This window comes from Streptomyces prunicolor, assembly GCF_045162825.1.
Lineage (GTDB): Bacteria > Actinomycetota > Actinomycetes > Streptomycetales > Streptomycetaceae > Streptomyces > Streptomyces prunicolor.
Window position 1 is genome coordinate 4,610,461 of record NZ_CP108676.1, and the last position, 24,359, is coordinate 4,634,819.

Below are 24,359 nucleotides of genomic sequence, written 5' to 3' on the forward strand. Positions count from 1 at the left end.
GGTGCGTGCAGCTGCAAGGCGGAGGAGGGCGGCGACGCGGAGCGTCGGCAACCGACGACAACGCGGCAGATGTGCGTGCCGGACCCCGCGTCTGCGACAGGATCCGCCGGGCAGGTCCTGGCGTCGCGAATCGGGGCACGTCGCCGGTCGAGCGGGACGCGGCGTCGAACAGGCCGGGAACGGGACGGAACGCGGCCGGGAACAGAAGACGGGACACGGGGAGTGCCTTCAGGTGGCCACAGCGGAGCCGACACGCGCCGACGATGCCGATCCGGGCCCGGTGACCGGCCCGCGAATACGCGTACCCGCGCACACCGCGACAGACAAGGCGGATGACGCGGCAGCAGCCGACGCCCAGTACCCGGACGACGCCCGGCACCCGGACGACGGCGGGACCCGCGAGGTCGAAACCCGTGAGAACAGCACCCGCCTGACGCGGTTCGTCGACCGCCTCCGCGCCCCCTTCCTCGCTCACCCGGTGATCGGCTTCACGCTCCTCTCCGGTGTCCTCCACATCGTCTGGTTCTTCACGTTCGCGAACAGTGGTGGCGACCTCGCGGCGCAGGACGCCTGGGCGGAGTTCGTCGGCCGGCACCCGGACTCGGCGTACAACCTCGCCTGGTACGGCGGCATGCACCCGGTGTCGTACAGCGTGGTCTCGCCGTATCTGATGTCGGTGCTCGGTGTCCGTACGACGATGATGATCGCCGGGACCATCTCGGCGGGCCTGCTCACCATGATCCTGATCCGCAGCCGCTCGGTGAAGAACCCGCTGTGGGCCTCGCTCGCGGGTGTCTTCGCGCTGCTGTGCAACGCGGCGTCGGGCCGCGTGACCTACGGCCTGGGCCTGGTGTTCGGACTCGGCGCGGTGGCTGTGGTGTTCTGCTGGCCCTACCGCTGGCGCTACAAACGCTGGGCGAAGGCCCTGTGCGCGGCCCCGCTGGCCGCGCTCGCGACCATGTCGTCGCCGGTGGCCGGGCTGTTCGTGGGCCTGGTCGCCGTAGCCCTGTTCCTTCAGAAGCGGCGCCCGGGTGCATGGGCCCTCGGGCTCGCGCCCGCGGCCGTGGTGGCGGTCTCCGCCTGGCTGTTCCCGTTCTCCGGGACGCAGCCGATGCTGTTCGGCTCGATGATCCTGCCGCTGGCGTCCGGGGTGATCGTCTACTTCCTGGTGCCGCGCGAGTGGAAGACCGTACGGATCACGGCGGCCGTGTACAGCATCGGCGTCATCCTGGTCTGGCTGGTCAGTTCGCAGATCGGCTCGAACATCAGCCGACTGGCGATGCTGTTCGCGGGCGTGGCCCTGATCGCCGCGCTGCCCTTCGCGGTGCCGCGCTCGCGCAAGTGGTACGCGATCGCGCTGGCCTTCGTCGGCTTCAACGGCTGGATCGGCTTCAAGTCGGTCGACGACGTCATCAACACCGCACCGGCCGCGTCCTGGTCGCACGAACTCGCCCCGCTCGTCAACGAGTTGCAGACGGTCGGCGCCGAGCGCGGCCGCGTCGAGGTCGTCCCGGCCGCGTCCCACATCGAGGCCTCCGCGCTCGCGCCCTACGTCAACCTGGCCCGCGGCTGGAACCGCCAGGCCGACATGGAGCGCAACCCCCTCTTCTACGACGACACCCTCAACTCGGCGAACTACCACGAGTGGCTCCAGCGCTGGGCCGTCCACTACGTCGTGCTGCCGAAGGACAAGCTGGACGGCGACGGCGGCGAGCGCGAACGGGCCCTGGTCCAGCGCGGGATGCCGTATCTGAAGCAGGTCTGGGGCGACACGAACTGGCAGCTGTTCCAGGTCACCGATCCGACGCCGCTCGCCGAGCCGAACTCGGTCGTCGACCGGGCGGAGCAGGGCGAGTTGACCATCGAGGTGAAGAAGAAGGGCCGGATCCTCATCCGCATCCCGTACTCGCCGTGGCTGAGCATCGTCGACGCGAAGGGCAAGAGCCTCAAGCCCCCGCAGGAGACCGACGCGTCCAAGCACCGTGCCGAGGGCACGCCGAAGACGTACGACAACCTCAACGGGTGTCTGATGGAGACGGAGGAGGACTCCAAGGGCGACAAGTGGACGATGTTGCTGGCGCCGAAGACGGGGACATATCGGCTGGCGGCGCCGTACCAGTTGCCTCGGGGTACTCCGTGTCCGGATGAACTGAAGTAGTGGTCAGCGGAGTTGGTCCACGTACCTGTCCGTGCCCGGCACCGTGGGGATGAACGGTGCCACCAACTCCACGCGCCCCAGCCCCGATTCGGCCACCGGCGTCTCAAGATCCCCGAAGTACTCCTCCCAGCACTCCCGCGGATCCGCCTCCAGGAACCACAGCAACGTGAGTCGGGTGTCGACCCCCTCGACCTGCTTGACGTAGGTCATGCGGTCGCCCGGCAGCGGTGTCGGCCGGAAGACGGTCACCATGGCGGCCGGTGACCCGGCGAGCCGCTTGGGGAGATGCCGGGAGCGGAGCCACTCCAGCAACTCGGCGCGCTGCTCGGCCGATTCGCTGTCGACGACCTCCAACACCAGCCCGGCGTAAGGATGGTCGAGGGCGTGGAAGTCCCTCGGTCCCGCCGCGCCGTCGCGGTAGACGGTCGCCTCGTGGTCCTGGAACGCCGTGAAGACGTGCGTACGGTCCTGGTACACCCGCCCATCCCGGTTGAGCCGTTTGTTGATGCCGACGGTCCACTTCATGTGGTCGTCGTAGCGGCCCTCGGTGACCCAGTACGTGGAGAGGTAGCAGCCGGCGGTGACGGGCTCGGCGATCGCCGACTTCTCGGGCCGGCGCAGGAGTTGGAGATCGCGGGTGGCGACCCAGCGGCGGCCCGAGTACATCCAGGGCATGGCCATCGCGCCCGCGTAGTAGTGGTCGTCCTCGTACCAGCGGTTGTAGGCGTACTCGTGGCCGGGATGCGGTTCGACCATGGTGATCAGCGCATGCCCCGGCCGGACTCCGTACGGTCCTACGGCGGCCAGTTCGGCGTACACGTCGCTCCGGGTTTCCTCGCTCACGTCGCTCCCCTTCCGTCCTCCGCCGGTCGCCCATACTCTGACGCCCCGTCAGATAAACCGCCAGACCCCGGGAGGGATCGGATGTCGCTGCTCGCGGGCAAGACCGTCGTCGTCTCGGGGGTCGGGGCCGGGCTCGGTCACCAGGTCGCCGCCGCCGTGGTGCGGGACGGGGGGAACGCCGTGCTCGGTGCGCGCACGGAGGCGAATCTCGCCAAGTCGGCCGCCGAGATCGATCCGGACGGCACGCACACCGCGTACCGGGCGACGGACATCACGGACGAGGCGCAGTGCGAGGCGCTCGTGGCGGTGGCGCTGGAGCGGTTCGGGCGGGTCGACGCGGTGGTCCAAGTGGCCGCGTGGGACAGCTACTTCGGCGGGGTTGAGGACGCGGACTTCACGACCTGGCAGTCGGTGATCGACGTGAATCTGCTGGGGACACTGAAGATGACGCGGGCCTGTCTGCCGGCACTGAAGGAGGTGGGCGGCGGCTCGGTGGTGTTCATCGGGACGCAGTCGGCCGTAGCCGCGCCCTCGCAGGTGCGGCAGGCGGCGTACGCGGCGTCGAAGGGGGCGCTGACGAGCGCGATGTACTCGCTGGCACGGGAGTTGGGGCCGTACCGGATCCGGGTGAACACCGTGCTGCCGGGGTGGATGTGGGGGCCGCCGGTGGAGGCGTTCGTGCAGTTCACCGCGCACACGGAGCAGGTGCCGGAGGCGGAGGTGCTGAAGCGGCTGTCCGACCGGATGGCGTTGCCCGAGCTGGCGACGGACGGGGATGTGGCGGACGCGGCGGTGTTCCTGGCGTCGGAACGGGCGCGGGCGATCACGGGACAGTCGTTGCTGGTCAACGCCGGTGAGCTGATGCGATGAGTTCACATAGCTGAACGCGGAACATCAATCCGAACGATTTTACTTCCCCTTGACCGTGCGCTTACTTGTCGTGCTCACGCGCGACCGCCCACGATGAGCCCCGGGCTGAACCGGCTCAATCGTGGGAGGGCGCATATGAACGGGCTCGACTGGGCCGTGCTCATCGGCTATTTCGGCGTGATGGTGGCGATCGGCGTGTGGTCGCACAAGCGCGTCGACAACGTGAGCGACTTCTTCACGGCCGGCGGGAAGATGCCGTGGTGGCTGTCCGGCATCTCGCACCACATGTCGGGCTACAGCGCGGTGATGTTCACCGGCTACGCGGGCATCGCCTACACCTACGGCGTCACGTCCTTCATCACCTGGTCGTTCCCGATCGCGCTGGGCATCGCCATCGGCTCCAAGCTGTTCGCACCGCGCATCAACCGGCTGCGCTCACGGCTCCATGTGGCATCCCCGCTCGAATACCTGAAGAACCGATACAACCTCAAGACCCAACAGGCGCTCGCATGGTCCGGGATGCTGCTGAAGATCGTGGACGTGGCGGCCAAGTGGGCGGCGATCGCGACCCTGTTGTCGGTGTTCACAGGTGTGTCCCTGAACCAGGGCATCCTCATCACCGGCGCGATCACGGCCGTCTACTGCACGATCGGCGGCCTGTGGGCGGACGCGCTGACCGAACTCGGCCAGTTCATCATCCAGTTGCTCGCCGGCGTCTCCATGTTCGTGGCCGTCGTACTGAAGTTGAACGACAAGGGCATCGGATTCTTCGGCGCCTGGGACGAACCGGCGCTCCAGGGCCACGGCAAACCGCTCGTCGGCCCCTACGGCACGGTCTTCCTCCTCGCGTTCCTCTTCATCAAACTCTTCGAGTACAACGGCGGCATGCTCAACCAGGCCCAGCGCTACATGGCCACCAAGAGCCCCTACGAAGCCGAGCGTTCGGCCCGCCTGTCGGCGGCGCTGTGGCTCATCTGGCCGACGGTCCTCTTCTTCCCCATGTGGATGTCCCCGCTCCTGGTCCACGCGCAGAAGCCGGACGGCTCCGACTCCTACGGCCTGATGACCGAACAACTCCTCCCTCATGGCCTGTTGGGCCTGGTGGTCGTCGGCTTCTTCTCCCACACGATGGCGATGTGCTCGTCCGACGCCAACGCGATCGCAGCGGTCTTCACGAGGGACGTGGCACCGGTCGTATCGGCCAAGGCCCGTGCGTGGGACGACCGTTCGGGGCTCATCGCGGCCCGCGTGACGACGGTCGTCTTCCTCGGCCTGTCGATGTCGGTGGCGACACAGATCAACTCGCCCACGTTCAAGGACATCATCACGGTCGTCATCAAGTGGGTCGCCGGCCTGATGGGCCCGATCGCGATCCCGATGATGCTGGGTCTGCTCCGCCCGTTCCGCAAGTCCGGTCCCACGGCGGCGCTGACGAGCTGGGCGGCGGGCCTGTTCGCCTTCTGGCTGGTCAACTACCCGATCAACTGGGAGGTGGACGGCGGAGTCCCGCTCCAGTACCAGGTGTCGATCCCGCTGGCGGTCTCCCTGGTCCTCTACATCCTCATCGGCTATGTGAAGCCCGAGGACACCCCTGAGCGTGACGCGCTGATCGAGAAGATCAACGGCGGCGGGGACGACGACGGAGAGGCGGCGGCAGTGGCGGTACCGGCCCAGGCGCAGGCGGGCGACGACGTGGTGGGCAGCCAGTCGTAGCTACGGCTACGCGCCTCTGGGGTATCTGGCGATCCACCCCGGGGCGGACCCGGCGGGCCCGTGCAACGCGGGCCCCTGGGTCATCTCCACCGCGAAGTCGTCGGCGAGCACAAGCAACGTGGGACGGCCCTCCAGCTCGGCCAGCCAGGCCGGCGGGAGGGCCGTCTCGCCGTACAGCGCCCCGACCAGCCCACCGGTGAGCGCCCCGGTGGCGCCCGAGGGCCCGCCCTGATTCACGGCGAGACACAACCCATGCCGTACGTCCTCCCCGACGAGCGCGCAGTAGACGGCCCCGGCGAGCACCCCTTCCGCGCTCCCCTCCCCCACCAGCTCCTCGACCCGCCCGGAGGTGGGCATCCCCTGCCGTACGGCACCGAGGGCGCGCTGAAGGGCGTCGGAGACGGGCGGATGTCCGGGCCGCGCGGCGAGCAGGGCGAGCGCCCGCTGCACGGCGGCGTCGAGGCTCTCCCCTCGGGCCAGCCCGTGCACGATGACGGCGTAGGCACCGGCGGAGAGATACCCGACGGGATGCCCATGAGTCTGCGTCGCACACTCCACGGCGAGCTGCATCACCAACTGAGGCTCCCACCCCACGAGCAACCCGAAAGGCGCGGACCGTACGGCAGCCTCACTCCCCACCTCACCAGGATTCTTGGGCGCGTCAAGAGTCCCCATCCGCTCATCCCCAAGTCCCAACAAGCAAGCCCGAGTTGGATCCCGCCGAGCGTAGAGCCACTCCTCCCGCGCGAGCCAACCGTCGTCCTTACGACGCTCATCGGGCCCCCAGTCGTGCTGGGTGGCGGCCCACCGCAGATAGGCCCGATGCAGATCGGTGGGCGGATGCCAAGCACCGGTATCCCGTCTGACCTGCGCCCGGATCAACCCGTCCACGGTGAAGAGAGTGAGCTGCGTGAGATGCGTGACGGCGCCCCGCCGCCCGTACCCGAAGGCGAGATCCACGACGCCCTCCGCACCGTAGGCCTCCCGGATCTCGTCGATCGCCAACAGATCGACGGGCGCACCAAGGGCATCCCCCACAGCGGCCCCGAGCAGCGTCCCCCGCACCCGACTCCGAAAATCCTGCTGCTCGACCCGGCCCCAGACGGCCGCGGTTGCCGTACTCACCCAGGCCTCCTCAGGGCTCCGTCGTACGTACGAGTCAGTTCAGCACTGTAATCGAACGGGGACGGTGGGTTGAGGGGGTGGATCGGTATACAGGGGTTGGGCTGGGAGGGGGTTGGTGGTGTGGACGTTGGGCCACTCGCTTCTCAGTCAGAGTCGGGCTTCCGCGGCCCGAGTAAAGGGCGCTCCCTGCGGTCGCGTCGGCTGCGCCGATTCCGCTTCGCTCCACCCTTGACTCGGTCCGCTCCAGCCCGTTTCAGAAGCGAGCGAGCAGCCCGGAAGAACGGGTGGCCAGGCACACATCCCCTTACCTGTACTGCATTGTCGGCCGGGGTGACGGATGCGCGCTCGCGCCTCGCCAGCACGCCGGGCCGGCTCAGCGGCCAGCCCCGGGTGGGGACTTGAGCCATAGACAGGGTCGGAGACAGGGCAGGCGGGAGGCCGGGGCGGTGAGGGGGGCCAGGGCGGTGGGTGGGTCGGGGAAGTGTGACACTTCCGCCGGAACTGTCACACTTCTGCGAACCGGGTACCCCGGGTACCCGGGGAGGGCCGGGGAGGGCCGGGCGGTGGGGGGCCGTCCTCCGGGCCGCCGCCCAGAACCGACCCGACCCCGCCTACAGCCCGCAGCCCATGGCCCATGGCCCATGGCCCCATGCCTACGGCTCAAGTCCCCACTCACCACTCGCCACTCCCCACTCACCGTTGGCCGCTGAGCCGACCCGGCGTGCAGGCGAGACGCGAGCGCGCACCCTCCACACCGGCCCACAACGCAGCACGGGCAAGGGGATGTATGCCTGGCCACCCATCCCTCGGGGCCGCCCGCTCGCTTCTCCAACGGGCTGGAGTGCACCGAGTCAAGGGTGAAGCGCAGCGGAATCGGCGCAGCCGACGCGACCGCAGGGAGCGCCCTTTACTCGGGGCACGGAAGCCCGACACTCACAAAGAAGCGGGCGGCCCAACGGCCACTCCCCAAGGTACGGCCACTAGCGCCTCCGCTACTTGACCACAATCACCTTCGTGCTCGTCGTCCCGAACGCCCACAGCGCCGCTCCGTCCGCCTTGCCCATCCGTACGCCGCCCGTCTCCTTGCCCGCCGCCGGCGGGGGCGAGGAGCCGTCCACCGCGTTGGAGAAGGCGATGTTGAGGCCCGCCTTGGTGGCGAAGTAGACGATGTTCTCGATCTGGACGCCGTCGGAGCCCGTCGTGGCGTCCTTGCGGACCGACACCGTGTACGTGCCCGGGTCCGGGCTCACCGTGCCCGGCCAGACCGCGAACGTCCGGCCGGCCTTGTCGCTCGCGTCGACCAGCCAGACCCGTTTCTGGCCGACGGCGTAGACGATGCGCCGCCCGGTACCGGAGGAGGCCGGTACCGCGGCGGCCGTCACGTGCGGCTTCGGGGACGTGGACGCGTGCGCGGACGCCGAGGCGCGCGGCTGGGCGACGGGCGCCTTCGGGTGCGGCCCCTTGTTGGCCTGGACGGCCAGGACCGTCACCGCGGCGATCGCTCCCACCGTCAGACCGGTCACCCAGACCTTGGAGGCAGGCACGGGCACGCATCTCCTCAGCTACTCACAGCCCCCACATCCCGATCGAACAGGGGTCGGATCATCGTACCGGCCCCCATCCCGGCACCCGCCCCATCCAAGCCCCCGCCCGCTCAGTCCAGCACCGGCAACAGCTCCGGCAGATGCCCGTCCGAGACGGAAGCGGCCCGCTGTCGTTCCTCCGAGACCTCGCCGTACAACGTCGTCCGCGGCCTCGCCGGCCTTCCCGCCAGTTCCGCTACGGCGACCAGGTCCCGCACCGACTTGTAGGAGCCGTACGACGAGCCCGCCATCCGCGAGATCGTCTCCTCCATCAACGTGCCGCCGAGGTCGTTCGCCCCGGAGCGCAGCATCTCCGCCGCACCCTCCGAGCCCAACTTCACCCAGCTCGTCTGGATGTTGGGGATCCAGGGGTGGAGGAGCAGTCTCGCCATCGCCACCACCGCCCTGTTGTCCCGCATCGTCGGGCCGGGCCTCGCGATCCCCGCCAAGTACACCGGCGCGTTCGTGTGGATGAACGGCAGCGTCACGAACTCCGTGAAGCCGCCCGTGCGTTGCTGGATGGACGCCAGCGTCCGCAGGTGGCCCAGCCAGTGCCGCGGCTGATCCACGTGGCCGTACATCATCGTCGACGACGACCGGATGCCCAACTCATGGGCCGTCGTGACGACTTCGATCCATGTCGCCGTCGGCAGCTTGCCCTTCGTCAGGACCCACCGCACCTCGTCGTCCAGGATCTCCGCCGCCGTACCGGGAATGGTGTCCAGGCCCGCCTCCTTCGCCGCCGTCAGCCACTCGCGGATCGAAAGGCCGGTGCGCGTCGCGCCGTTGACGACCTCCATGGGGGAGAACGCGTGGACATGCATCCCGGGGACCCGCTCCTTCACCGCCTTGGCGATGTCGAAGTACGCCGTGCCGGGCAGGTCGGGGTGAATGCCGCCCTGCATACAGACCTCAACTGCCCCCACCTCCCAGGCCTGTTGGGCTCGGTCCGCCACCTGGTCCAGCGACAGCGTGTACGCGTCCGCGTCCGTACGGCGTTGCGCGAAGGCGCAGAAACGGCAGCCGGTGTAGCAGACGTTGGTGAAGTTGATGTTCCGCGTGACGATGTACGTCACCTCGTCCCCGACCACCGACTTCCGCACGTCGTCCGCGATCCGGGTCAGCGCGTCCAGCGCCGGGCCGTCCGCGTGCAGCAGGGCCAGCGCCTCCGCGTCGGTGAGTTTCGTCGGGTCGTCGGCCGCCGTCGCCAGCGCCTGCCGTACGTCCGTGTCGATGCGCTCGGGGACCATGCCGGGTGCCGCCGCCTCACGCAGGGCGCCCCAGTCGCCGTAGACCTCGTCGAAGTCGTCACGGCGGTCGGACGTACGGCCCTCCGTGTCGATCGTCGTATGGAGATCCGTGCGGCCGGATGACACGAAGGCCTCTTCCGGCTCCTGCCACGCATGGCCCTCGACCACCGCGTCCTCACGCGCGAGTCCCGTCTCCGGGTCCGCCAGTGCTCGTACGTGCGGCAACAGGCGTGGGTCCAGCCAGGGTTCGCCCCGCCCCACGAACTCCGGGTACACACACAGCCGTTCGCGCAGTTCGAAGCCCGCCTCCGCCGACTCCTCGCGCAGCAACTCGATCTGCGGCCACGGGCGTTCGGGGTTCACGTGGTCGATGGTGAGCGGGGAAACCCCGCCCCAGTCGTCGATGCCCGCGCCGATCAGGCGCTTGTACTCCGAGTCGACCAGGTTGGGCGGGGCCTGGATGCAGGCCGACGGGCCCATGATGTGGCGCGCCACCGCGACCGTCGCCACCAGCTCGTCCAGTTCCGCGTCCGGCATACCGCGCATCGCCGTGTCCGGCTTGGCGCGGAAGTTCTGGATGATCAGTTCCTGGATGCCGTGGTAGGAGCGCGAGATCTTGCGGAGTGCGAAGAGGGAGTCCGCGCGCTCCTCGTACGTCTCGCCGATGCCGATCAGGATGCCGGAGGTGAAGGGGACCGAGGACCGGCCCGCGTCCTCCAACACCCTTAGGCGTACGGCCGGTTCCTTGTCCGGGGAGCCGTGGTGCGGGCCGCCGGGCTCGGACCAGAGCCGGGTCGCGGTCGTCTCCAGCATCATGCCCATGCTCGGCGCCACCGGCTTCAGGCGCTGGAAGTCCGTCCAGGTCATCACCCCGGGGTTGAGGTGCGGGAGCAGGCCCGTCTCCTCCAGGATGCGGATCGAGATGGCGCGGACGTACGCGATCGTGTCGTCGTAGCCGTGCGCGTCGAGCCACTCGCGCGCCTCCGGCCAGCGGTCCTCGGGCTTGTCGCCGAGGGTGATGAGGGCTTCCTTGCAGCCAAGGGCCGCGCCCTTGCGCGCGATGTCGAGGACCTCGTCCGGCGACATGAACATCCCGTGGCCGGCGCGGCGGAGCTTGCCGGGGACGGTGACGAAGGTGCAGTAGTGGCACTTGTCGCGGCAGAGGCGGGTGAGGGGGATGAAGACGCTCTTCGAGTACGTGATCACGCCGGGGCGGCCGGCCGTCTCCAGGCCCGCGTCGCGCACCCGGGCGGCGGACGCGGTGAGGTCGTCGAGGGCCTCGCCGCGGGCCTGGAGCAGCACCGCCGCTTCCGTGACGTCGAGGGCGACGCCGTCACGGGCCCGTTTGAGGGCGCGACGCATGGAGTTCTCGGTCGGGCCGGTTCCGGAGCTCGCGGGAGTCGTCATCCTTCGAGCATACGATCGGTGTGATCAGGCCAAAGAGGGGCGCCCGATTCGTTCCGGCCGGGCAGGTCGTTACACGGTGTCACTGGCAGTGGGAGCACTCCCCCCTCGCTGATACCGGCTCCGTCCTCCCCCGCCTTCCACCCCACCTTCCCCGCACCCTCCCCATGCCGACTCCGGTTTCCCGACACCCGCCGATTCCCTGTCCTTGCACGGGAGTTCACAGCCGACTATCAGAGTCGTACGGGTCACCTCCGCTCACCTCCGCGCCATCCCTGTCCCTCACGACCCCCCGGGAGCAGCAGCATGTGCGACGACGATCACGGAAACGGCCTCAACCGACGTGCGCTGATCGTGACGGGCGCCACCGCCGCGCTTACGTTGGGGAGTGTGACCTTCGCAAGCGGTGCGGCAACTCCCGCAAGCGGTGCCCAGGAGACGCGGACGGTCCGGGGCACGCTCCCGACCGGTTCGCCCGACTATGTGTACGTGCCCGTCGAGATCCCCACGGGGGTCAACGAGATCAGGGTGGCCTACACGTACGACAAGCCGCCCGTCCCGGCCGGCACCCAGGGCAACGCGCTCGACATCGGCATCTTCGACCAGCGCGGCACCGATCTGGGCGGCCGGGGTTTCCGGGGCTGGTCGGGCGGGGCGCGCACGGAGTTCTTTCTCCGCGTGGACGACGCGACCCCCGGCTACCTCCCCGGCCCGGTGCACGCCGGCACCTGGCACGTGGCGCTGGGCCCGTACACCGTCTCCCCGCAGGGACTGTCGTACGAGCTCACGATCACGCTCACCTACGGCGAACCGGGCGTCGCGCCACGGCCGGTGTATCCGCCGGAGCGGGCGAGGGGGCGCGGGCGGGCCTGGTATCGGGGTGACTGCCATCTGCACTCCTGGTACTCCGACGGGCGCCGCACCCCCGCCGAGATCGCGGCGCTGGCGCGGGCGGCGGGCCTGGACTTCATCAACTCCTCCGACCACAACACCCCGTCCTCGCACCCCCATTGGGCCCCGGAAGCAGGCGACGACCTGCTCATCATGCTCGGCGAGGAGATCACGACCCGTAACGGTCACGTGGTCGCCCTCGGCACCGAGCCCGGCACCTTCGTCGACTGGCGGTACCGGGCGCGCGACAACCGCTTCGGACGGTTCGCCCGCGAGATCCGGCGGGCCGGTGGCCTGGTGGTCCCGGCCCATCCGCACGCCACCTGCATCGGCTGCGCCTGGAAGTTCGGCTTCGGCGAGGCGGACGCCGTCGAGGTGTGGAACGGCCCCTACACGCCCGACGACGAGATCGCCCTGGCCTCCTGGGACGCGACGCTGGTGGCCTCCGTACGGGAGAACCGGGAGAACCCGGGGTGGCTGCCGGCGATGGGCAACAGCGACGCCCACCGCGACCCGGACGCGATCGGCCTGCCCCAAACCGTCGTCCTGGCCGAGGACTTGACGCGGGAGGCGATCCAGGACGGCATCCGCGCGGGCCACTCCTACATCTCCGAGTCCAAGAACCTCTCCCTCACCTTCACCGCGTCCGGCGGCCGGGCCCAACACGCGGGAATCGGCGACCGGTTGAGGGTCGACGCGGACACCCCGGTCACGGTACGGCTGGAGGTCGCCGGCGCCCCGCGCTGCACCGTCCGCTTCGTGACCGACCAGGGGGTTCTGTTCACCAGCGGCCCGCTGCCGGTGAGTGGGGCGGGGACCGTGGAGTGGCACACGACGGCGGTCTACACGGCGTACGTACGGGCCGAGTTGAGGCACGAAACGGCGGCGGGGGCGGTACCGGGGGCGCTGGCCGCGTTCACGAATCCGATCTTCCTGGGTGAGGCCGAACGGTGAACTAGGCCCTGCCGTCGCTCAGGTCGACAACAACAGCCGCATGATCCGTGGGCCACACCCCGTCGACCGGCCCGTCCCCCGCCCGCCGTACGCTCCGAATATGGCCGGGCCGGCCCCGCTCCATCGGCTCCACGAAGACGTAGTCGATCCGGACGCTGGGCCCGAACGTGCCCGCCACGTAAGGATTCGCGAGGTCCCAGGTGACCGAAGGGGCTCCCGGCTCGGCGAAGTCCCAAGCGTCCATGAGGACTTGACCGGGTACGGCGGGCGCCGTCCGGTACCCGCCGAACAGCCGGACCTCGTCCGAGTCCGGCCAGGCGTTGAAGTCGCCGGTGACGACGGCAGGGAAGGCCGTCCCGTCGCCGCGATGCTCGGCGACGAACTCCGCGAGTGCGGTGACCTGTTGACACCGTACGGCCGAGGCCTCGACCGCGGAGGAGAGGTGGGCGGTGAAGAAGGGGACGCGATACCCCGGCGCGTCCAGCCCCGCGTACAGCGCGAGCCGCCCGCCGTCACCGTCGCCCGGCGGCAGCGGCAGCACGGCCCGCTCGGCGACGGGCCAGTGGCTGAGGACGGCGTTGCCGATGCCGACGGTGGGGTCGCCGAGTCGTCGCTGCCAGAACCCGGGGTCGTGAGAGGCTCCCCAGGTCCAGTGCATGCCGAGTTCCGAGGCGAGCCAGGCGGCGAGGTTCTCACCGCTGGAGCCATCGGTACCGCCGGTACCAGCAGTACCGTCCGCGCCCCCGGTGTCCCACACCTCCTGCAACCCGACGACATCGGGCCGCAGTTCCCGCAACACGGCGAGAATCGCCTTCTGCCGGGCCTCCCAGGGCCCGTACCGCCACCACAGGTTCCACGTCACGATGCGCACGGAATGATTGAAGTCCACGGACGCAGCCAGCCGACAGGAGATCCGGAAACCGATGCCGAGCACCCCCGAGTCCAAGTACCGCAATGTCACGAGATTCCAGCGCCTGCTGAACTCGGCCATGCGCCACCTCCCCACCCAGACCGTCCTGGAGACCACCGGCCGCGTCTCCGGCCGACCCCGCCGCACCCCACTCGGCGGCCGCCGCGTCGGCGACACCTTCTGGCTGGTCTCGGAGTTCGGCGAACTCTCCCAGTACGTCCGCAACATCAAGGCGAACCCGAAGGTACGGGTCCGCATCATGGGCCGCTGGCACACCGGCACGGCCCACCTGCTCCCGGACGACGACCCTCAGGCCCGCCTGCGCACCCTGCCCCGCTTCAACAGCGCGGCGGTGAAGGCGATGGGGTCGAGTCTGCTGACGGTGCGGGTGGATCTGGACAGGTGACAGGTGACAGTGGGCGGGGGATGCGGCCCGGCGGGCGGGGAGCTTCGCGTCACCCCGGCCACACGATCGCCTGCACCTCGCTGTACGCGTGCAGCGCGTACGAGCCGACGTCGCGTCCGACCCCGCTCTTCTTGAAGCCCCCGAACGGCGCCTCCATGTTGCGCCCCACGGTGTTGACCCCGACCCCGCCGGCCCGCAGCAGCCGGGCCACCCGGAAGGCGCGGGCCACGTCCCCCGACCACACGTAGTCGATGAGGCCGTAGTCGCTGTCGTTGGCGAGGGCGATCCCTTCCTCCTCGTCGTCGAAGGGGACGACCACGACGACCGGCCCGAAGATCTCCTCACGGACGACCCGCATCTCGGCGGCGCAGTCGGCCAGGACGGTGGGCGCGACGAGGAACCCCGGTCCGTCGGAGGGCCGTTCGCCACCCGCGACCACCACCGCCCCTTCCTTCCGGCCGAGTTCGACGTACGACTCGACGCGCTCCCGGTGCGCCGCCGAGATGACCGGCCCGACGACCGTGTCCGGCGAGCGCGGGTCGCCGACCTTCAACGCCCCGGCGTATCGGGCCAGTTGCTCGACCAGCCGCTCGTACACACCACGCTGCGCCAGCACCCGCGTGGGCGCCGTACAGATCTGCCCGCTGTAGAAGGAGAAGGTCGTACCGATCCCGGACACGGCCGATGCGAGATCCGCGTCGTCGAAGACGACAGCCGCGCCCTTCCCGCCCAGCTCCATCAACTGCCGTTTCATCCCCCGCCCGCACACCTCGGCGATCCGCTGCCCGACGGCCGTGGAACCGGTGAAGCTGACCATGTCGACGTCCGGCGACTCCACAGCCGCCTCACCGACCTCCACCGACTGCCCGTTGACGACATTCACGACCCCGCGCGGCACCCCGGCCGCCTCCAGCGCCTCCGCCATCCGGTAGACGGACAGCGGGTCCTGCGGCGCCGGTTTCACAACCACCGTGTTGCCCATGGCGAGGGCGGGGGCAATCTTGCCGGCGGGGTTCGCCCAGGGGTTGTTGTACGAGGTGATGCAGGTGACGACACCGACTGGCTGCCGTACCGCAATCGCCCCCATGACGGCCGCCCGCCCGAACGGGCCCGCCTCGTTGACCTGCGGCGCGATCGCCCACTCGGCCGGTTCGACGCTCGCGTACCGCCGGAACCGGGCCGCGGCGACGCCCACTTGCATGCCCTGCGCGGTCCCGGTGGTCGCGCCGGTCTCCGCCTGGGCGAGTTCGGCGTACGACACGAGCCCGCGACGGATGATGTCCGCCGCCCGCCCGAGGATCGCCGCGCGTTCCTCGGCCGGCGTACGCGACCACGGCCCAAAGGCTTCCCGGGCGGCGGCGGCAGCGGCGAACACCTGCCCCCGCGAGGCCTCCGGCGCCCACCCCACGGTCTCCTCGGTAGCCGGATCGATCACGGCGTAATGCCCACCGTCCGGCTCGACCCACTCGCCCCCGACGAACAGCCTTTGCTCGCCCGCGACTTGGGAACTCACTTCGTGCTCACCGTCCTGGTGTCCCGCCCCGACCGCAGCACCCGCCCCGGCACGGACCCGCTCACCACGTCGTCCCGGATGGCCTCAACCCCGTTGACCCACACGGCCGTTATCCCGATCGCCTTGGAGTCCAGGCGCGGACTGTCACCCGGCAGGTCGTGCACCAGGGTGGCCTTGCCGGCGTCGATCCGTTCCGGGTCGAAGAGCACCAGGTCCGCATGCCAGCCCTCCCGCAACTGCCCCCGCTCCCGCAGCCCGAACAACCGAGCCGGATCATCGGTGAGCATCTTCACGGCCTGCTCAAGCCCCACCAACTTCCGCCCGCGCAGACAGTCCCCGATAAATCGAGTCGTGTACGGCGCCCCGCACATCCGGTCCAGATGCGCCCCCGCGTCGGACCCCCCGAGCAACACGTCCTCGTGCTGCCAGGTCTCCGCACGCAGCGCCCAGGAGGCCGGGTCGTTGTCGGAAGGCATCGGCCACAACACCGTCCGCAGCTCATCAGCCGCACAGATCTCGACCAGACACTCGAAGGACTCCTGCCCACGTTCCTCGGCGATGTCCTTGACCACCCGCCCGGTGAGCCCCTCGTTGGCCGCGCTGTACGTATCCCCGATCACATACCGCCCGAAGTTCGCGAGCCGCCGAAAGACGCCCGCCTCCTTGCTGTTGGCGTTCCGCAGCATCTCGGCCCGTACGTCGGGTTCGCGCAGCTTGGCGATCCGCTCGGGCACGGGCAGGCTCAGGATCGGCCCCCACCCGGGTATCAGGTTCAGCGCGCAGAAGGTGCCCAGGGACATGTTCATCGGCGTGAGGATCGGCATGGTCAGCGCGACGACCCGCCCCCCGGCCTTCCGAGCCCGCTCACTGGCGAACAACTGCCGGGGCACGCGCTCCGGCACGGCGGCGTCGATGGTCAGCACGTTCCAGTTCAACGGCCGCCCCGCCGCCGCGCTCATCTCGACGAACAGATCGATCTCCGCGTCACTGAACTGATCCAGACACCCGGCGACAATCGCCTCGATCTGTGTCCCCTCGTGCTCCCCAACAGCCCTGGAAAGCGCGATGAGTTCGGCGGGCAGCGCATGTCGGGAGGCGACGGGCTTCCCGTCACCGTCGGAGTGGGTGGAGGACTGGGTGGTGGAGAAACCCCAGGCACCCGCGTCCATGGCCTCGTGCAACAGCCTTACGATCTCGGCGAGTTGCTCCTCACTCGGCTGCCCGCCCACGGCATCCGCCCCCATCACATACCGCCGCAGCGCACAATGCCCCACCATGAACCCGGCGTTGACGGCGATCCGCCCTTCGAGCGCGTCCAGGTACTCGCCGAAGGACGACCACGTCCAGGGCGCCCCCTCTTCGAGCGCGACCAGCGACATGCCCTCGACCTTGGACATCATCCGCCGCGTGTAGTCGGCGTCGGAGGGCCGGGATGAGTTCAACGGGGCAAGGGTGAAGCCACAGTTGCCGGCGGCGACGGTAGTCACCCCGTGATTGAGGGACGGCGTGGCATACGGGTCCCAGAAGAGCTGAGCGTCGTAGTGGGTGTGCGGATCGACGAACCCGGGCGCGAGAACGAGCCCACGCGCGTCCTCCGACGTCCGGGACTCATCGGTGATCGTGCCGATCGCAGCGATACGACCGTCACGTATCCCGACGTCGGCGATGTACGCGGGTGCACCCGTCCCGTCCACGACGGTCGCGCCCTTGATGACGTGATCGAGCATGAGCCTTGCCTCCTTGGACTCCGGGGGCGCTGCCCTACCCAGGGGCGCGGGGAACTGCGCGACCAGCCCCCACGCACCCGCACCCCGCAACGGCGATTACACGGCAGCCCGGAACCGGGACGTCCGGTGAACGGGATCCGTATCGATCTTCGGAACCACGTGCTCCCCGATCAACCGAATCGTCTGCAACGTCTCCTCCTTCGGCACCCCCACCGGCAACCCGAAGGTCAACTGATCCGCCCCGGCCTGCTCCCACCGCTTGCACTGGGTGAGCACCTCGTCCGGATCCCCGCAGATCAACAACTCCTCCTCGATGAGGAGTTCGACGAACTCGGGCGTGTACTCGGGCAGCGTCTCCGGCCACACGGGGAACCCCTCGGGCCGCGGGAACGTGTCGTGGTACCGGAACACGAGCGAGGGCAGGTAGTGCAGCCCACCGTTCGTCGCGATCCGTATCGCCTCGTCATGCGTCGGCGCGCAGACGGCCGTGGTCGTCACCATCACGTTGTCGTTGACGAAGGCACCCACCGGCTCGGCGTTCACGATCTCCGTCTTGTACTGCTCCAGCACCCACTCCATGTCGGACACCTTCTGGATGCTGAACCCAAGGACGCCCAGTCCCTTCCGCGCGGCCATCGCATACGACGGAGGCGACCCGGCGGCGTACCACATCGCGGGGTGCGCCTTGCCGAACGGCTTGGGCAGCACCTTCCGCGGCGGCAGCTGCCAGTGCTTGCCCTGGAACCCGACGTACTCGTCCTGGAGCCACATCTTGGGGAACTCGGCGATGGTCTCTTCCCAGATCTCCTTGGTGTAGTTCATATCGGTCACGCCCGGTATGAACCCGAGGATCTCGTGCGAGCCGGCGCCCCGCCCGCTGCCGAACTCGAAGCGGTTGCCGGTGAGATGGTCGAGCATGGCGACCTTCTCGGCGACCTTCACCGGGTGGTTGACCTGCGCGAGGGGGTTGAAGATCGCCGACCCGAGATGGATGCGGTCCGTCGCGTGGGCGAGATAGCCGAGGTAGACGTCGTTGGCCGAGAGGTGCGAGTACTCCTCCAGGAAGTGGTGCTCGGACGCCCAGGCGTACTTGAAGCCGGACTTGTCCGCCTGGATGACGTACTCGGTCTCCTCCATCAGCGCCTTGTGCTCGGCCAGCGGGTCCGTCTCGGCACGCTTGCCCACGTATCCCTGTACAAAGAGCCCGAATTCCAAGGAGGTTCACCGTCCCCAGTCCAGATGGTTCCTATGAGTGGTACGACTTTCTGACGCTGCGTCAGATTCGTCAATAGATGACGCCCTGTCAGATACCGTGAAACGACGTCAGAAGACGCTGACCCCGGCCAGCCAGCCCCCGTCGATCACGAACGGCTGCCCGGTGATGTAGGAGGAGTCGTCACAGCTCAGGAAGAGCGCCAGGCGCGCGACCTCCGCCGGCTTCCCGATCCGCCCGAGCGGCACGAGCTTGCGGTACAGCTCGTCGAGGGCCGCGGACATCCCCTCGACGTCCGCGTCGGGGTCGAGTTGAGCCGGGTTGGACATCGCCGTGTCGATCGCACCCGGGCACATCGCGTTGACCCGGATCCTCCGATCGGCCAGCTCCAGCGCGGCGACCCGGGTGAGCCCGAGGATGGCGTGCTTGGTCGCCGCGTACGTACCGACGGCCGCCATCCCCGTGACCGCCGTGTACGAGGCCGTGTTGACGATCGTGCCACCGTCCTCCATCGCCGCCGCCACGGTCTTGATCCCGAGGAAGCAGCCGACCTGGTTGACCCGCACGACCTGCATGAACTCCTCAAGCGGCGTATCCACAAGGGAGTTGAACCGCAGGATCCCCGCGTTGTTCACCAGCCCGTCGATCCGCCCGTACGCCGACTTGGCGGCCCCCACGGCGGCACTCCAGTCCGCCTCTTCGCCGACGTCGAGATGGACGTAGGACGCGGACGCGCCCAACTCCTTCGCCAGCGCCTCCCCTTGCTCGTCCAGCACATCCGCTACGACGACTGTCGCGCCCTCGGCCGCGAACAGCCGCGCCTCCTGCTCCCCCTGCCCACGCGCCGCTCCGGTGACCAGAACGACGCGCCCGTCCAGCTTGCCCATGCGGGCCTCCTCGGGATCGGTGGATGCGGGGCATCGTAGCGCCGTATCTGACGAAGCGTCAGATGGAGCGGGAGGGGCTCCTTGCGCAAGAGAGGGGTCTTGCACAAGCACACGGCAAGTGCGCAAGCCCACTTCAAGTGACCGCGGAGTAGGGATATTTGACCCTGGCCATACCTCGGCTTGGCTCCAACAATGCCTGTCATGGCAAAGCGGAGATTGCGCAACAGGAAAGTCAGGTACGTGGCGATCGGCGCGGCACTCGCCACCGGCGGGGCGGTCATCACGCTGCTGCCGTCGGCGAACGCGGCCGACGCGAAGACACCGGACCAGATCATGACCATGTGCGAGCGGTCCGCGGTGGTCAATGGCGATCAGCGGTCCGTGGAGGATTTCGGCGGCGCCTTCGCGGACGGTTTCCAGGCCGACAACTGCGACTACGTGGAGACGAATTTCGAGACCTTCGACGGGCCCACCGAGAAGGCGTCCATCGACTTCCCGAACTGCGAGCCGAACGCCACCGATCCGGCCAAGGTATCCATCACCTGGTCGTCGACCGCGGCCCAGGGTCAGGGTAAGTACGTCTCCACCCAACAGGGCGCCGCAGGCGGGCTCTTCGGATTTCTGAGCGGGTCCTGGAGCAAGCACAAGGGCACCCTCGACATGACCGTGAAGTCGGCGACGGCCGGGGACACGGAGGCGCGGGACGTGCCGGTCGGCAAGGTGCTCCACATGGAGTTCACGCCGAAGTTGCAGCGCATGACCGGTGAGTGGCGGGTGCGGGTCGACGCCCGGGAGCAGACCACCGTCCTGCCGGCCAGCCCGGAGCAGAACTTCGTGGCGCCGGATGTCGTCGAAGGACCCGTCATCCTGCCGGGTGCGGCGGGTGCTCCCGGTGTCGTGGACGGCACCTCGAAGGCGGTCCTGGAGGACTGCTGAGCCGGCGGAAAACCGTCAAGTAACCGCAGCTCAAGCCCACTTCACCCCCACGTAATCCCCCTGGAGACACCCATGAGCAGGAACGGCCGCACGAGAAGTCACCGGAGCAAGAAGAAGCGCATCACCCTCGCCCTGGCCCCCGTCGCGGCGCTCGCGGCGATCGTCCCGCTGATGAACCAGGCGAACGCCGCCACCCCGTCCGAAGTGAGCGCCGACTGCTCCGCGGACTCCGACAAACTGGCCAACTGCGAGTTCGTCGACGTCCAGTTCAAGGACAACAGCCTCGGGCCCAACGAACGCGTCTCCCCGGTGTCCGACAACTGCGGTTCCACGAGCACCGCGACGAAGACCTTCACCGTGAGTACGTCGGTGACGAGAACCCTTCAGCTGGAGGAGGGAACCGTCACCGAGGCCGGTACGAAACTCGGCAACTCGCTCTTCGAAGTCGGCCTGGAATTCAGCACGTCGACCATCAACATCACGCGTGACGACAAGACGACCACCCTCGCGTTCAGCCGGACGGACACCGTGCAGGCGGACAGCACGGCTTTCTACATGTGGTCCGCCAAGCGCACCGATGTCAGCGGATTCCTGAAGGCCACGTACAAAGAGGCGCAGGACGGTCAGACGGTGTTCTTCGCACCGAGCGAGGGCGCCGCGACCGTGCACGTCTTCTATCCGCAGATCCTGAACAACGGAACGCCCGACGGGCGCCTTTGGCTGCGGAATGTGAAATGCGAGACCACCGCGGCCGACGCCGTCCCGAACTCGACAAAGGCCCTCCAGTCCGAAGAGGCCGGATTCGGTCAGGGCGGCGCCAATGTCACCGACGTGGAAATACCGCTGTCGGAGATACCGGCACCCTAGATCCCCGGAAAGGGATTCCGGCCGGTGATCTCAAGTGATCTCAGGTGTTCTCAGGTGCGAAGCACGGGCGTGGCTCCCAGCCAGCGCAGGACCGCGTCCGTGCCGCTCCTGGCGTCCAACTTGGCATAGATGTTGCTGAGGTTGTTGCGGACGGTCTTCTCGCTCAGCCGTAATCGCTGGCCGATCTGCTGCGCGCCCAGGCCGGTCGACAGCAGCTCCATGATCTGCTGCTCGCGCGGTGAGAGCATCGCGCGCAGTCGCTCCATCGTCTCGTCGCTCGCGATCATCCGCCGGGCCCCCTCGCGCAGGGCGTCGCATGCCGACGGAGAGAGGTAGGTGTGCCCGACGGTGGCCGCCGCCATCGCCGAGGACATCATCTCGGGGCAGTGGTCGCCCTCGACCAGATAACCCGCCCCGGCCTGGAACACCTCGACCACCGCTGCGGTGTCCCGGCGCGGGCTGACCACGACCGCCGGGACACTCCGGGTGCGGAGAACCTCCAGCAGCCCCGGAAAGGACACGGCCGGGTCCTCGCAGTGCAGCACGACGACGTCCGCCGCGGTCTCCGCCAACCCGTGGTAGGGCGGGGGGACATGCAGCACACGGTCCACGTACGGATCGTCCGGGGGCGGCCAGTTCTCGTGCGGCCAGGTGACCCCGGCGGAGGCCACGGCAACTACGAGTCGTTCGGAGGATCGCACTTCGGGGGTCCTTCCGCCGGAGCCATGACGTCCGTACGTCCGTACATACGCGGCTCGGCGTGACCATGTTCAAACAGGATGTGATCGCGTTCGAACAGGCCGTGATCAAGGTGCGGTCGTCATCGGAGGGCGGGTTCAGAGGACGGGTTCAGAGCAGGGGCCCCACCTCGGTCCCGAACTCCCTTATCTGGTCGATGAGTTCGGCACGGTCCCGGCAGCGGAACCGCACCTGGATCTGGTCCACGCCCATCGCGCCGTAGGCACGCAGCGACTCCGCGAGGACCTCGGGCGCTCCGGTGAGCGTGCGCCGCCCGACCTCCCACCCCGGGTCGCCGACGTACAGCGGCTCGGTGATGGCCCCGAACACGAACGGCCCTTCCACGGCGGCCTCTTCGCGCAGTCGCCGGATCCGCGCGAACTGTGCGGGCAGCTTGTCGCGCGGGTCGCCCTGCGGCAGCCAGCCGTCCGCCTTGAGCGCGGCCCGGCGTACGGCGGCGGGGGACGAACCGCCGACCCAGAGGGGGACGTGCTCCTGCGCCGGGCGGGGCCGCTGCCCGAGCCCCTCGAAGTCGTACAACTTGCCGTGGTGCTCCGGGAATTCGTCCGGGCCTAGCGCGGCGCGCAGTGCGTCGATCGCCTCGTCGAGTACGGCCCCGCGCCGGTCGAAGTCGACCCCCAGCGCCTCGAACTCCTCCCGTACGTGCCCGGCGCCGACCCCGAGGATCAGGCGCCCGCCGCTCAAGTGGTCCACGGTGGCGTACTGCTTGGCGGTGAGCAGCGGGTGCCGTAGGCCCACGACCGCGACATGGCTGAGGAGTTGGACGCGCTCGGTGACGCCGGCGAGGTAGGAGAGGGTGGCGACGGGGTCGTACCAGATCGTGCTCATGGCGGTGGCGAGGCGGCGCGGGACGCCGACGTGGTCGCAGCCCGCGATGTAGGCGAAGCCCGCCCGGTCGGCGGCCCGCGCGATCTCGACGAGGTCGGCGGGGCCCGCGTCGGCCTCCCAGGGCTCGGCGTAGATGGTGCTCTGCGACTGGACGGGGAGTTGCATCCCGTAGGCGAGGCCGCTCACTTGGGGCCCTCCCACAGGCCGTCCGGGGTCAGGCCCAGCAGGTCGATCGCGTTGCCTCGGACGATCCGTTCGACCACGTCCGGTGCCAGGTGGCCCATCTGGGCCTCGCCGACCTCGCGGGACTTGGGCCAAGTGGAGTCGGAGTGGGGGTAGTCGGTCTCGTAGAGGACGTTCCCGACGCCGATCGAGTCGAGGTTCTTCAGGCCGAAGGGGTCGTCGAAGAAGCAGCCGTAGACGTGCTCGGTGAAGAGTTCGGACGGCGGGCGGTGGACCTTGTCGGCGACGCCGCCCCAGGCGCGGTTCTCCTCCCAGACCACGTCGGCGCGCTCCAGGATGTAGGGGATCCAGCCGATCTGGCCCTCGGCGTACATGACCTTGAGGTCCGGGAAGCGTTCGAACTTGCCGCTCATCAGCCAATCCACCATGGAATAGCAGCAGTTGGCGAAGGTGATCGTCGATCCGACGGCGGGCGGCGCGTCGGCCGAGGTGGAGGGCATACGGCTGCTGGAGCCGATGTGCATGGCGATGACGGTCTGCGTCTCGGCGCAGGCCTGGAGGAACGGGTCCCAGTCGTCGGTGTGGATGGAGGGCAGGCCGAGGTGCGGGGGTATCTCGGAGAAGGCGACGGCACGGGTGCCGCGGGCGGCGTTGCGGCGGACCTCGGCGGCGGCCAACTCCGGGTCCCACAAAGGGATGAGCGGGAGTGGTATCAGGCGGCCGTGCGCGTCCGGGCCGCACCACTCCTCCACCATCCAGTCGTTGTAGGCGCGGACGCAGAGCAGCCCGAGTTCGCGGTCGGCGGCCTCGGTGAAGGTCTGGCCGCAGAAGCGCGGGAAGGTGGGGAAACAGAGCGCGGACTGGACGTGGTTGACGTCCATGTCGGCGAGCCGGGACGGGACGTCGTAGGAGCCGGGACGCATCTGCTCGTAAGTGATGACTTCGAGCTTGATCTCGTCCCTGCTGTAGCCGACGGCGGTGTCGAGGCGGGTGAGGGGGCGGTGCAGGTCCTCGTAGACCCACCAGTCGCCGATGGGGCCGTCGTCGCCGGGTTCGCCCATGACGGGCTTGAACCGGCCGCCGAGGAAGGTCATTTCCTTCAGTGGCGCGCGGACTATGCGGGGTCCTGTGTCCAGGTACTTCTTGGGCAGCCGGTGCTGCCAGACGTCGGCGGGTTCCACGGTGTGGTCGTCGACGGAGATGATCAGAGGGAGGGTCGCCTGGTCGGTCGCCTGGGGGTTCTGGGTGTCCATGGCGCTCACGGTAGCGCCGATCTGACGACCCGTCAGCTAGCCTGATACGGGTTCGGGGTGCTCGGTTGTGTGCGGAACTGTGCGCA

The 24,359-nt window shown here is 69.0% G+C and carries 19 protein-coding genes; 7 read left to right on the forward strand and 12 right to left on the reverse strand.

Features of this window, described 5'->3' with window-relative positions:
- The first annotated feature begins 232 nt into the window (after positions 1-232).
- Positions 233-2,158, forward strand: coding sequence for an MFS transporter (locus tag OG588_RS20770; RefSeq protein WP_405948598.1), 1,926 nt, complete (start codon positions 233-235; stop codon positions 2,156-2,158).
- 3 nt (positions 2,159-2,161) lie between these two features.
- Here OG588_RS20770 and OG588_RS20775 read toward each other — a convergent pair whose 3' ends face one another.
- On the reverse strand, positions 2,162-3,001 hold the full coding sequence (locus tag OG588_RS20775; RefSeq protein WP_405948599.1) for a hypothetical protein: 840 nt from the start codon (positions 2,999-3,001) through the stop codon (positions 2,162-2,164).
- Between the two features lie 81 nt (positions 3,002-3,082).
- Here OG588_RS20775 and OG588_RS20780 point away from each other — a divergent pair, with 81 nt between their 5' ends.
- Together OG588_RS20780 and OG588_RS20785 are read left to right on the forward strand one after the other, a co-directional pair.
- A complete protein-coding gene (locus OG588_RS20780) occupies positions 3,083-3,871 on the forward strand; it encodes an SDR family oxidoreductase (protein WP_405948600.1) in 789 nt (262 codons plus the stop codon).
- Positions 3,872-4,006: 135 nt separating this feature from the next.
- The gene (locus tag OG588_RS20785) at positions 4,007-5,584 is read left to right on the forward strand and encodes a sodium:solute symporter family protein (protein ID WP_405948601.1); all 1,578 of its coding nucleotides are present in this window, start codon (positions 4,007-4,009) and stop codon (positions 5,582-5,584) included.
- Positions 5,585-5,590: 6 nt separating this feature from the next.
- Here the strand turns inward: OG588_RS20785 and OG588_RS20790 are convergent, their stop codons facing one another.
- The 3 genes from OG588_RS20790 to OG588_RS20800 all read right to left on the reverse strand — a co-directional run bounded on the left by OG588_RS20790 (position 5,591) and on the right by OG588_RS20800 (position 10,949).
- Positions 5,591-6,709: an ADP-ribosylglycohydrolase family protein gene (locus OG588_RS20790; protein WP_405948602.1), complete on the reverse strand. Its 1,119-nt coding sequence runs from the start codon at positions 6,707-6,709 to the stop codon at positions 5,591-5,593.
- Between the two features lie 992 nt (positions 6,710-7,701).
- On the reverse strand, positions 7,702-8,253 hold the full coding sequence (locus OG588_RS20795; RefSeq protein ID WP_405948603.1) for a hypothetical protein: 552 nt from the start codon (positions 8,251-8,253) through the stop codon (positions 7,702-7,704).
- Between the two features lie 110 nt (positions 8,254-8,363).
- The gene (locus OG588_RS20800) at positions 8,364-10,949 is read right to left on the reverse strand and encodes a bifunctional FO biosynthesis protein CofGH (RefSeq protein ID WP_405948604.1); all 2,586 of its coding nucleotides are present in this window, start codon (positions 10,947-10,949) and stop codon (positions 8,364-8,366) included.
- A 303-nt stretch (positions 10,950-11,252) separates the two neighbouring features.
- Here OG588_RS20800 and OG588_RS20805 point away from each other — a divergent pair, with 303 nt between their 5' ends.
- On the forward strand, positions 11,253-12,791 hold the full coding sequence (locus OG588_RS20805; RefSeq protein WP_405948605.1) for a CehA/McbA family metallohydrolase: 1,539 nt from the start codon (positions 11,253-11,255) through the stop codon (positions 12,789-12,791).
- A 1-nt stretch (position 12,792) separates the two neighbouring features.
- Here OG588_RS20805 and OG588_RS20810 read toward each other — a convergent pair whose 3' ends face one another.
- On the reverse strand, positions 12,793-13,662 hold the full coding sequence (locus OG588_RS20810; RefSeq protein WP_405948606.1) for an endonuclease/exonuclease/phosphatase family protein: 870 nt from the start codon (positions 13,660-13,662) through the stop codon (positions 12,793-12,795).
- Between the two features lie 52 nt (positions 13,663-13,714).
- Here OG588_RS20810 and OG588_RS20815 point away from each other — a divergent pair, with 52 nt between their 5' ends.
- The gene (locus OG588_RS20815; RefSeq protein WP_405948607.1) at positions 13,715-14,107 is read left to right on the forward strand and encodes a nitroreductase/quinone reductase family protein; all 393 of its coding nucleotides are present in this window, start codon (positions 13,715-13,717) and stop codon (positions 14,105-14,107) included.
- Positions 14,108-14,156: 49 nt separating this feature from the next.
- Here the strand turns inward: OG588_RS20815 and OG588_RS20820 are convergent, their stop codons facing one another.
- From OG588_RS20820 to OG588_RS20835, 4 genes are all read right to left on the reverse strand, one after another.
- Positions 14,157-15,620 carry an aldehyde dehydrogenase family protein gene (locus tag OG588_RS20820; RefSeq protein ID WP_405948608.1) on the reverse strand — a complete coding sequence of 488 codons (1,464 nt, stop codon included), beginning with the start codon at positions 15,618-15,620 and terminating at the stop codon, positions 14,157-14,159.
- Positions 15,617-17,347 carry an amidohydrolase family protein gene (locus OG588_RS20825; protein ID WP_405948609.1) on the reverse strand — a complete coding sequence of 577 codons (1,731 nt, stop codon included), beginning with the start codon at positions 17,345-17,347 and terminating at the stop codon, positions 15,617-15,619. Before OG588_RS20825 ends, OG588_RS20820 begins: the two co-directional genes overlap by 4 nt.
- 96 nt (positions 17,348-17,443) lie before the next feature.
- On the reverse strand, positions 17,444-18,562 hold the full coding sequence (locus OG588_RS20830; RefSeq protein WP_405948610.1) for an LLM class flavin-dependent oxidoreductase: 1,119 nt from the start codon (positions 18,560-18,562) through the stop codon (positions 17,444-17,446).
- Positions 18,563-18,670: 108 nt separating this feature from the next.
- A complete protein-coding gene (locus OG588_RS20835; RefSeq protein WP_405948611.1) occupies positions 18,671-19,447 on the reverse strand; it encodes an SDR family NAD(P)-dependent oxidoreductase in 777 nt (258 codons plus the stop codon).
- 201 nt (positions 19,448-19,648) lie between these two features.
- Here OG588_RS20835 and OG588_RS20840 point away from each other — a divergent pair, with 201 nt between their 5' ends.
- Both OG588_RS20840 and OG588_RS20845 read left to right on the forward strand, forming a co-directional pair.
- Entirely contained in the window at positions 19,649-20,383 is a 735-nt protein-coding gene (locus OG588_RS20840; RefSeq protein ID WP_405948612.1) for a hypothetical protein, read from the forward strand.
- A gap of 72 nt (positions 20,384-20,455) precedes the next feature.
- On the forward strand, positions 20,456-21,250 hold the full coding sequence (locus tag OG588_RS20845) for a hypothetical protein (RefSeq protein ID WP_405948613.1): 795 nt from the start codon (positions 20,456-20,458) through the stop codon (positions 21,248-21,250).
- A gap of 50 nt (positions 21,251-21,300) precedes the next feature.
- Here OG588_RS20845 and OG588_RS20850 read toward each other — a convergent pair whose 3' ends face one another.
- The 3 genes from OG588_RS20850 to OG588_RS20860 all read right to left on the reverse strand — a co-directional run bounded on the left by OG588_RS20850 (position 21,301) and on the right by OG588_RS20860 (position 24,273).
- Positions 21,301-21,951, reverse strand: coding sequence for a response regulator transcription factor (locus OG588_RS20850; RefSeq protein ID WP_405948614.1), 651 nt, complete (start codon positions 21,949-21,951; stop codon positions 21,301-21,303).
- A gap of 148 nt (positions 21,952-22,099) precedes the next feature.
- Complete coding sequence (locus tag OG588_RS20855; protein ID WP_405953174.1) at positions 22,100-23,002, reverse strand: LLM class F420-dependent oxidoreductase; 903 nt, start codon at positions 23,000-23,002, stop codon at positions 22,100-22,102.
- 17 nt (positions 23,003-23,019) lie between these two features.
- On the reverse strand, positions 23,020-24,273 hold the full coding sequence (locus OG588_RS20860; protein ID WP_405948615.1) for an amidohydrolase family protein: 1,254 nt from the start codon (positions 24,271-24,273) through the stop codon (positions 23,020-23,022).
- Positions 24,274-24,359: the final 86 nt, after the last annotated feature.

What these genes read in the sequence shown, in the direction of transcription:
- OG588_RS20780 (WP_405948600.1), top strand. Translation starts at nt 3,083, where the DNA reads ATGTCGCTGCTCGCGGGCAAGACCGTCGTCGTCTCGGGGGTCGGGGCC.
- OG588_RS20785 (WP_405948601.1), top strand. Translation starts at nt 4,007, where the DNA reads ATGAACGGGCTCGACTGGGCCGTGCTCATCGGCTATTTCGGCGTGATG.
- OG588_RS20800 (WP_405948604.1), bottom strand. Translation starts at nt 10,949, where the DNA reads ATGACGACTCCCGCGAGCTCCGGAACCGGCCCGACCGAGAACTCCATG.
- OG588_RS20805 (WP_405948605.1), top strand. Translation starts at nt 11,253, where the DNA reads ATGTGCGACGACGATCACGGAAACGGCCTCAACCGACGTGCGCTGATC.
- OG588_RS20815 (WP_405948607.1), top strand. Translation starts at nt 13,715, where the DNA reads ATGCCGAGCACCCCCGAGTCCAAGTACCGCAATGTCACGAGATTCCAG.
- OG588_RS20825 (WP_405948609.1), bottom strand. Translation starts at nt 17,347, where the DNA reads ATGCTCGATCACGTCATCAAGGGCGCGACCGTCGTGGACGGGACGGGT.
- OG588_RS20835 (WP_405948611.1), bottom strand. Translation starts at nt 19,447, where the DNA reads ATGGGCAAGCTGGACGGGCGCGTCGTTCTGGTCACCGGAGCGGCGCGT.
- OG588_RS20840 (WP_405948612.1), top strand. Translation starts at nt 19,649, where the DNA reads ATGGCAAAGCGGAGATTGCGCAACAGGAAAGTCAGGTACGTGGCGATC.
- OG588_RS20845 (WP_405948613.1), top strand. Translation starts at nt 20,456, where the DNA reads ATGAGCAGGAACGGCCGCACGAGAAGTCACCGGAGCAAGAAGAAGCGC.
- OG588_RS20855 (WP_405953174.1), bottom strand. Translation starts at nt 23,002, where the DNA reads ATGCAACTCCCCGTCCAGTCGCAGAGCACCATCTACGCCGAGCCCTGG.
- OG588_RS20860 (WP_405948615.1), bottom strand. Translation starts at nt 24,273, where the DNA reads ATGGACACCCAGAACCCCCAGGCGACCGACCAGGCGACCCTCCCTCTG.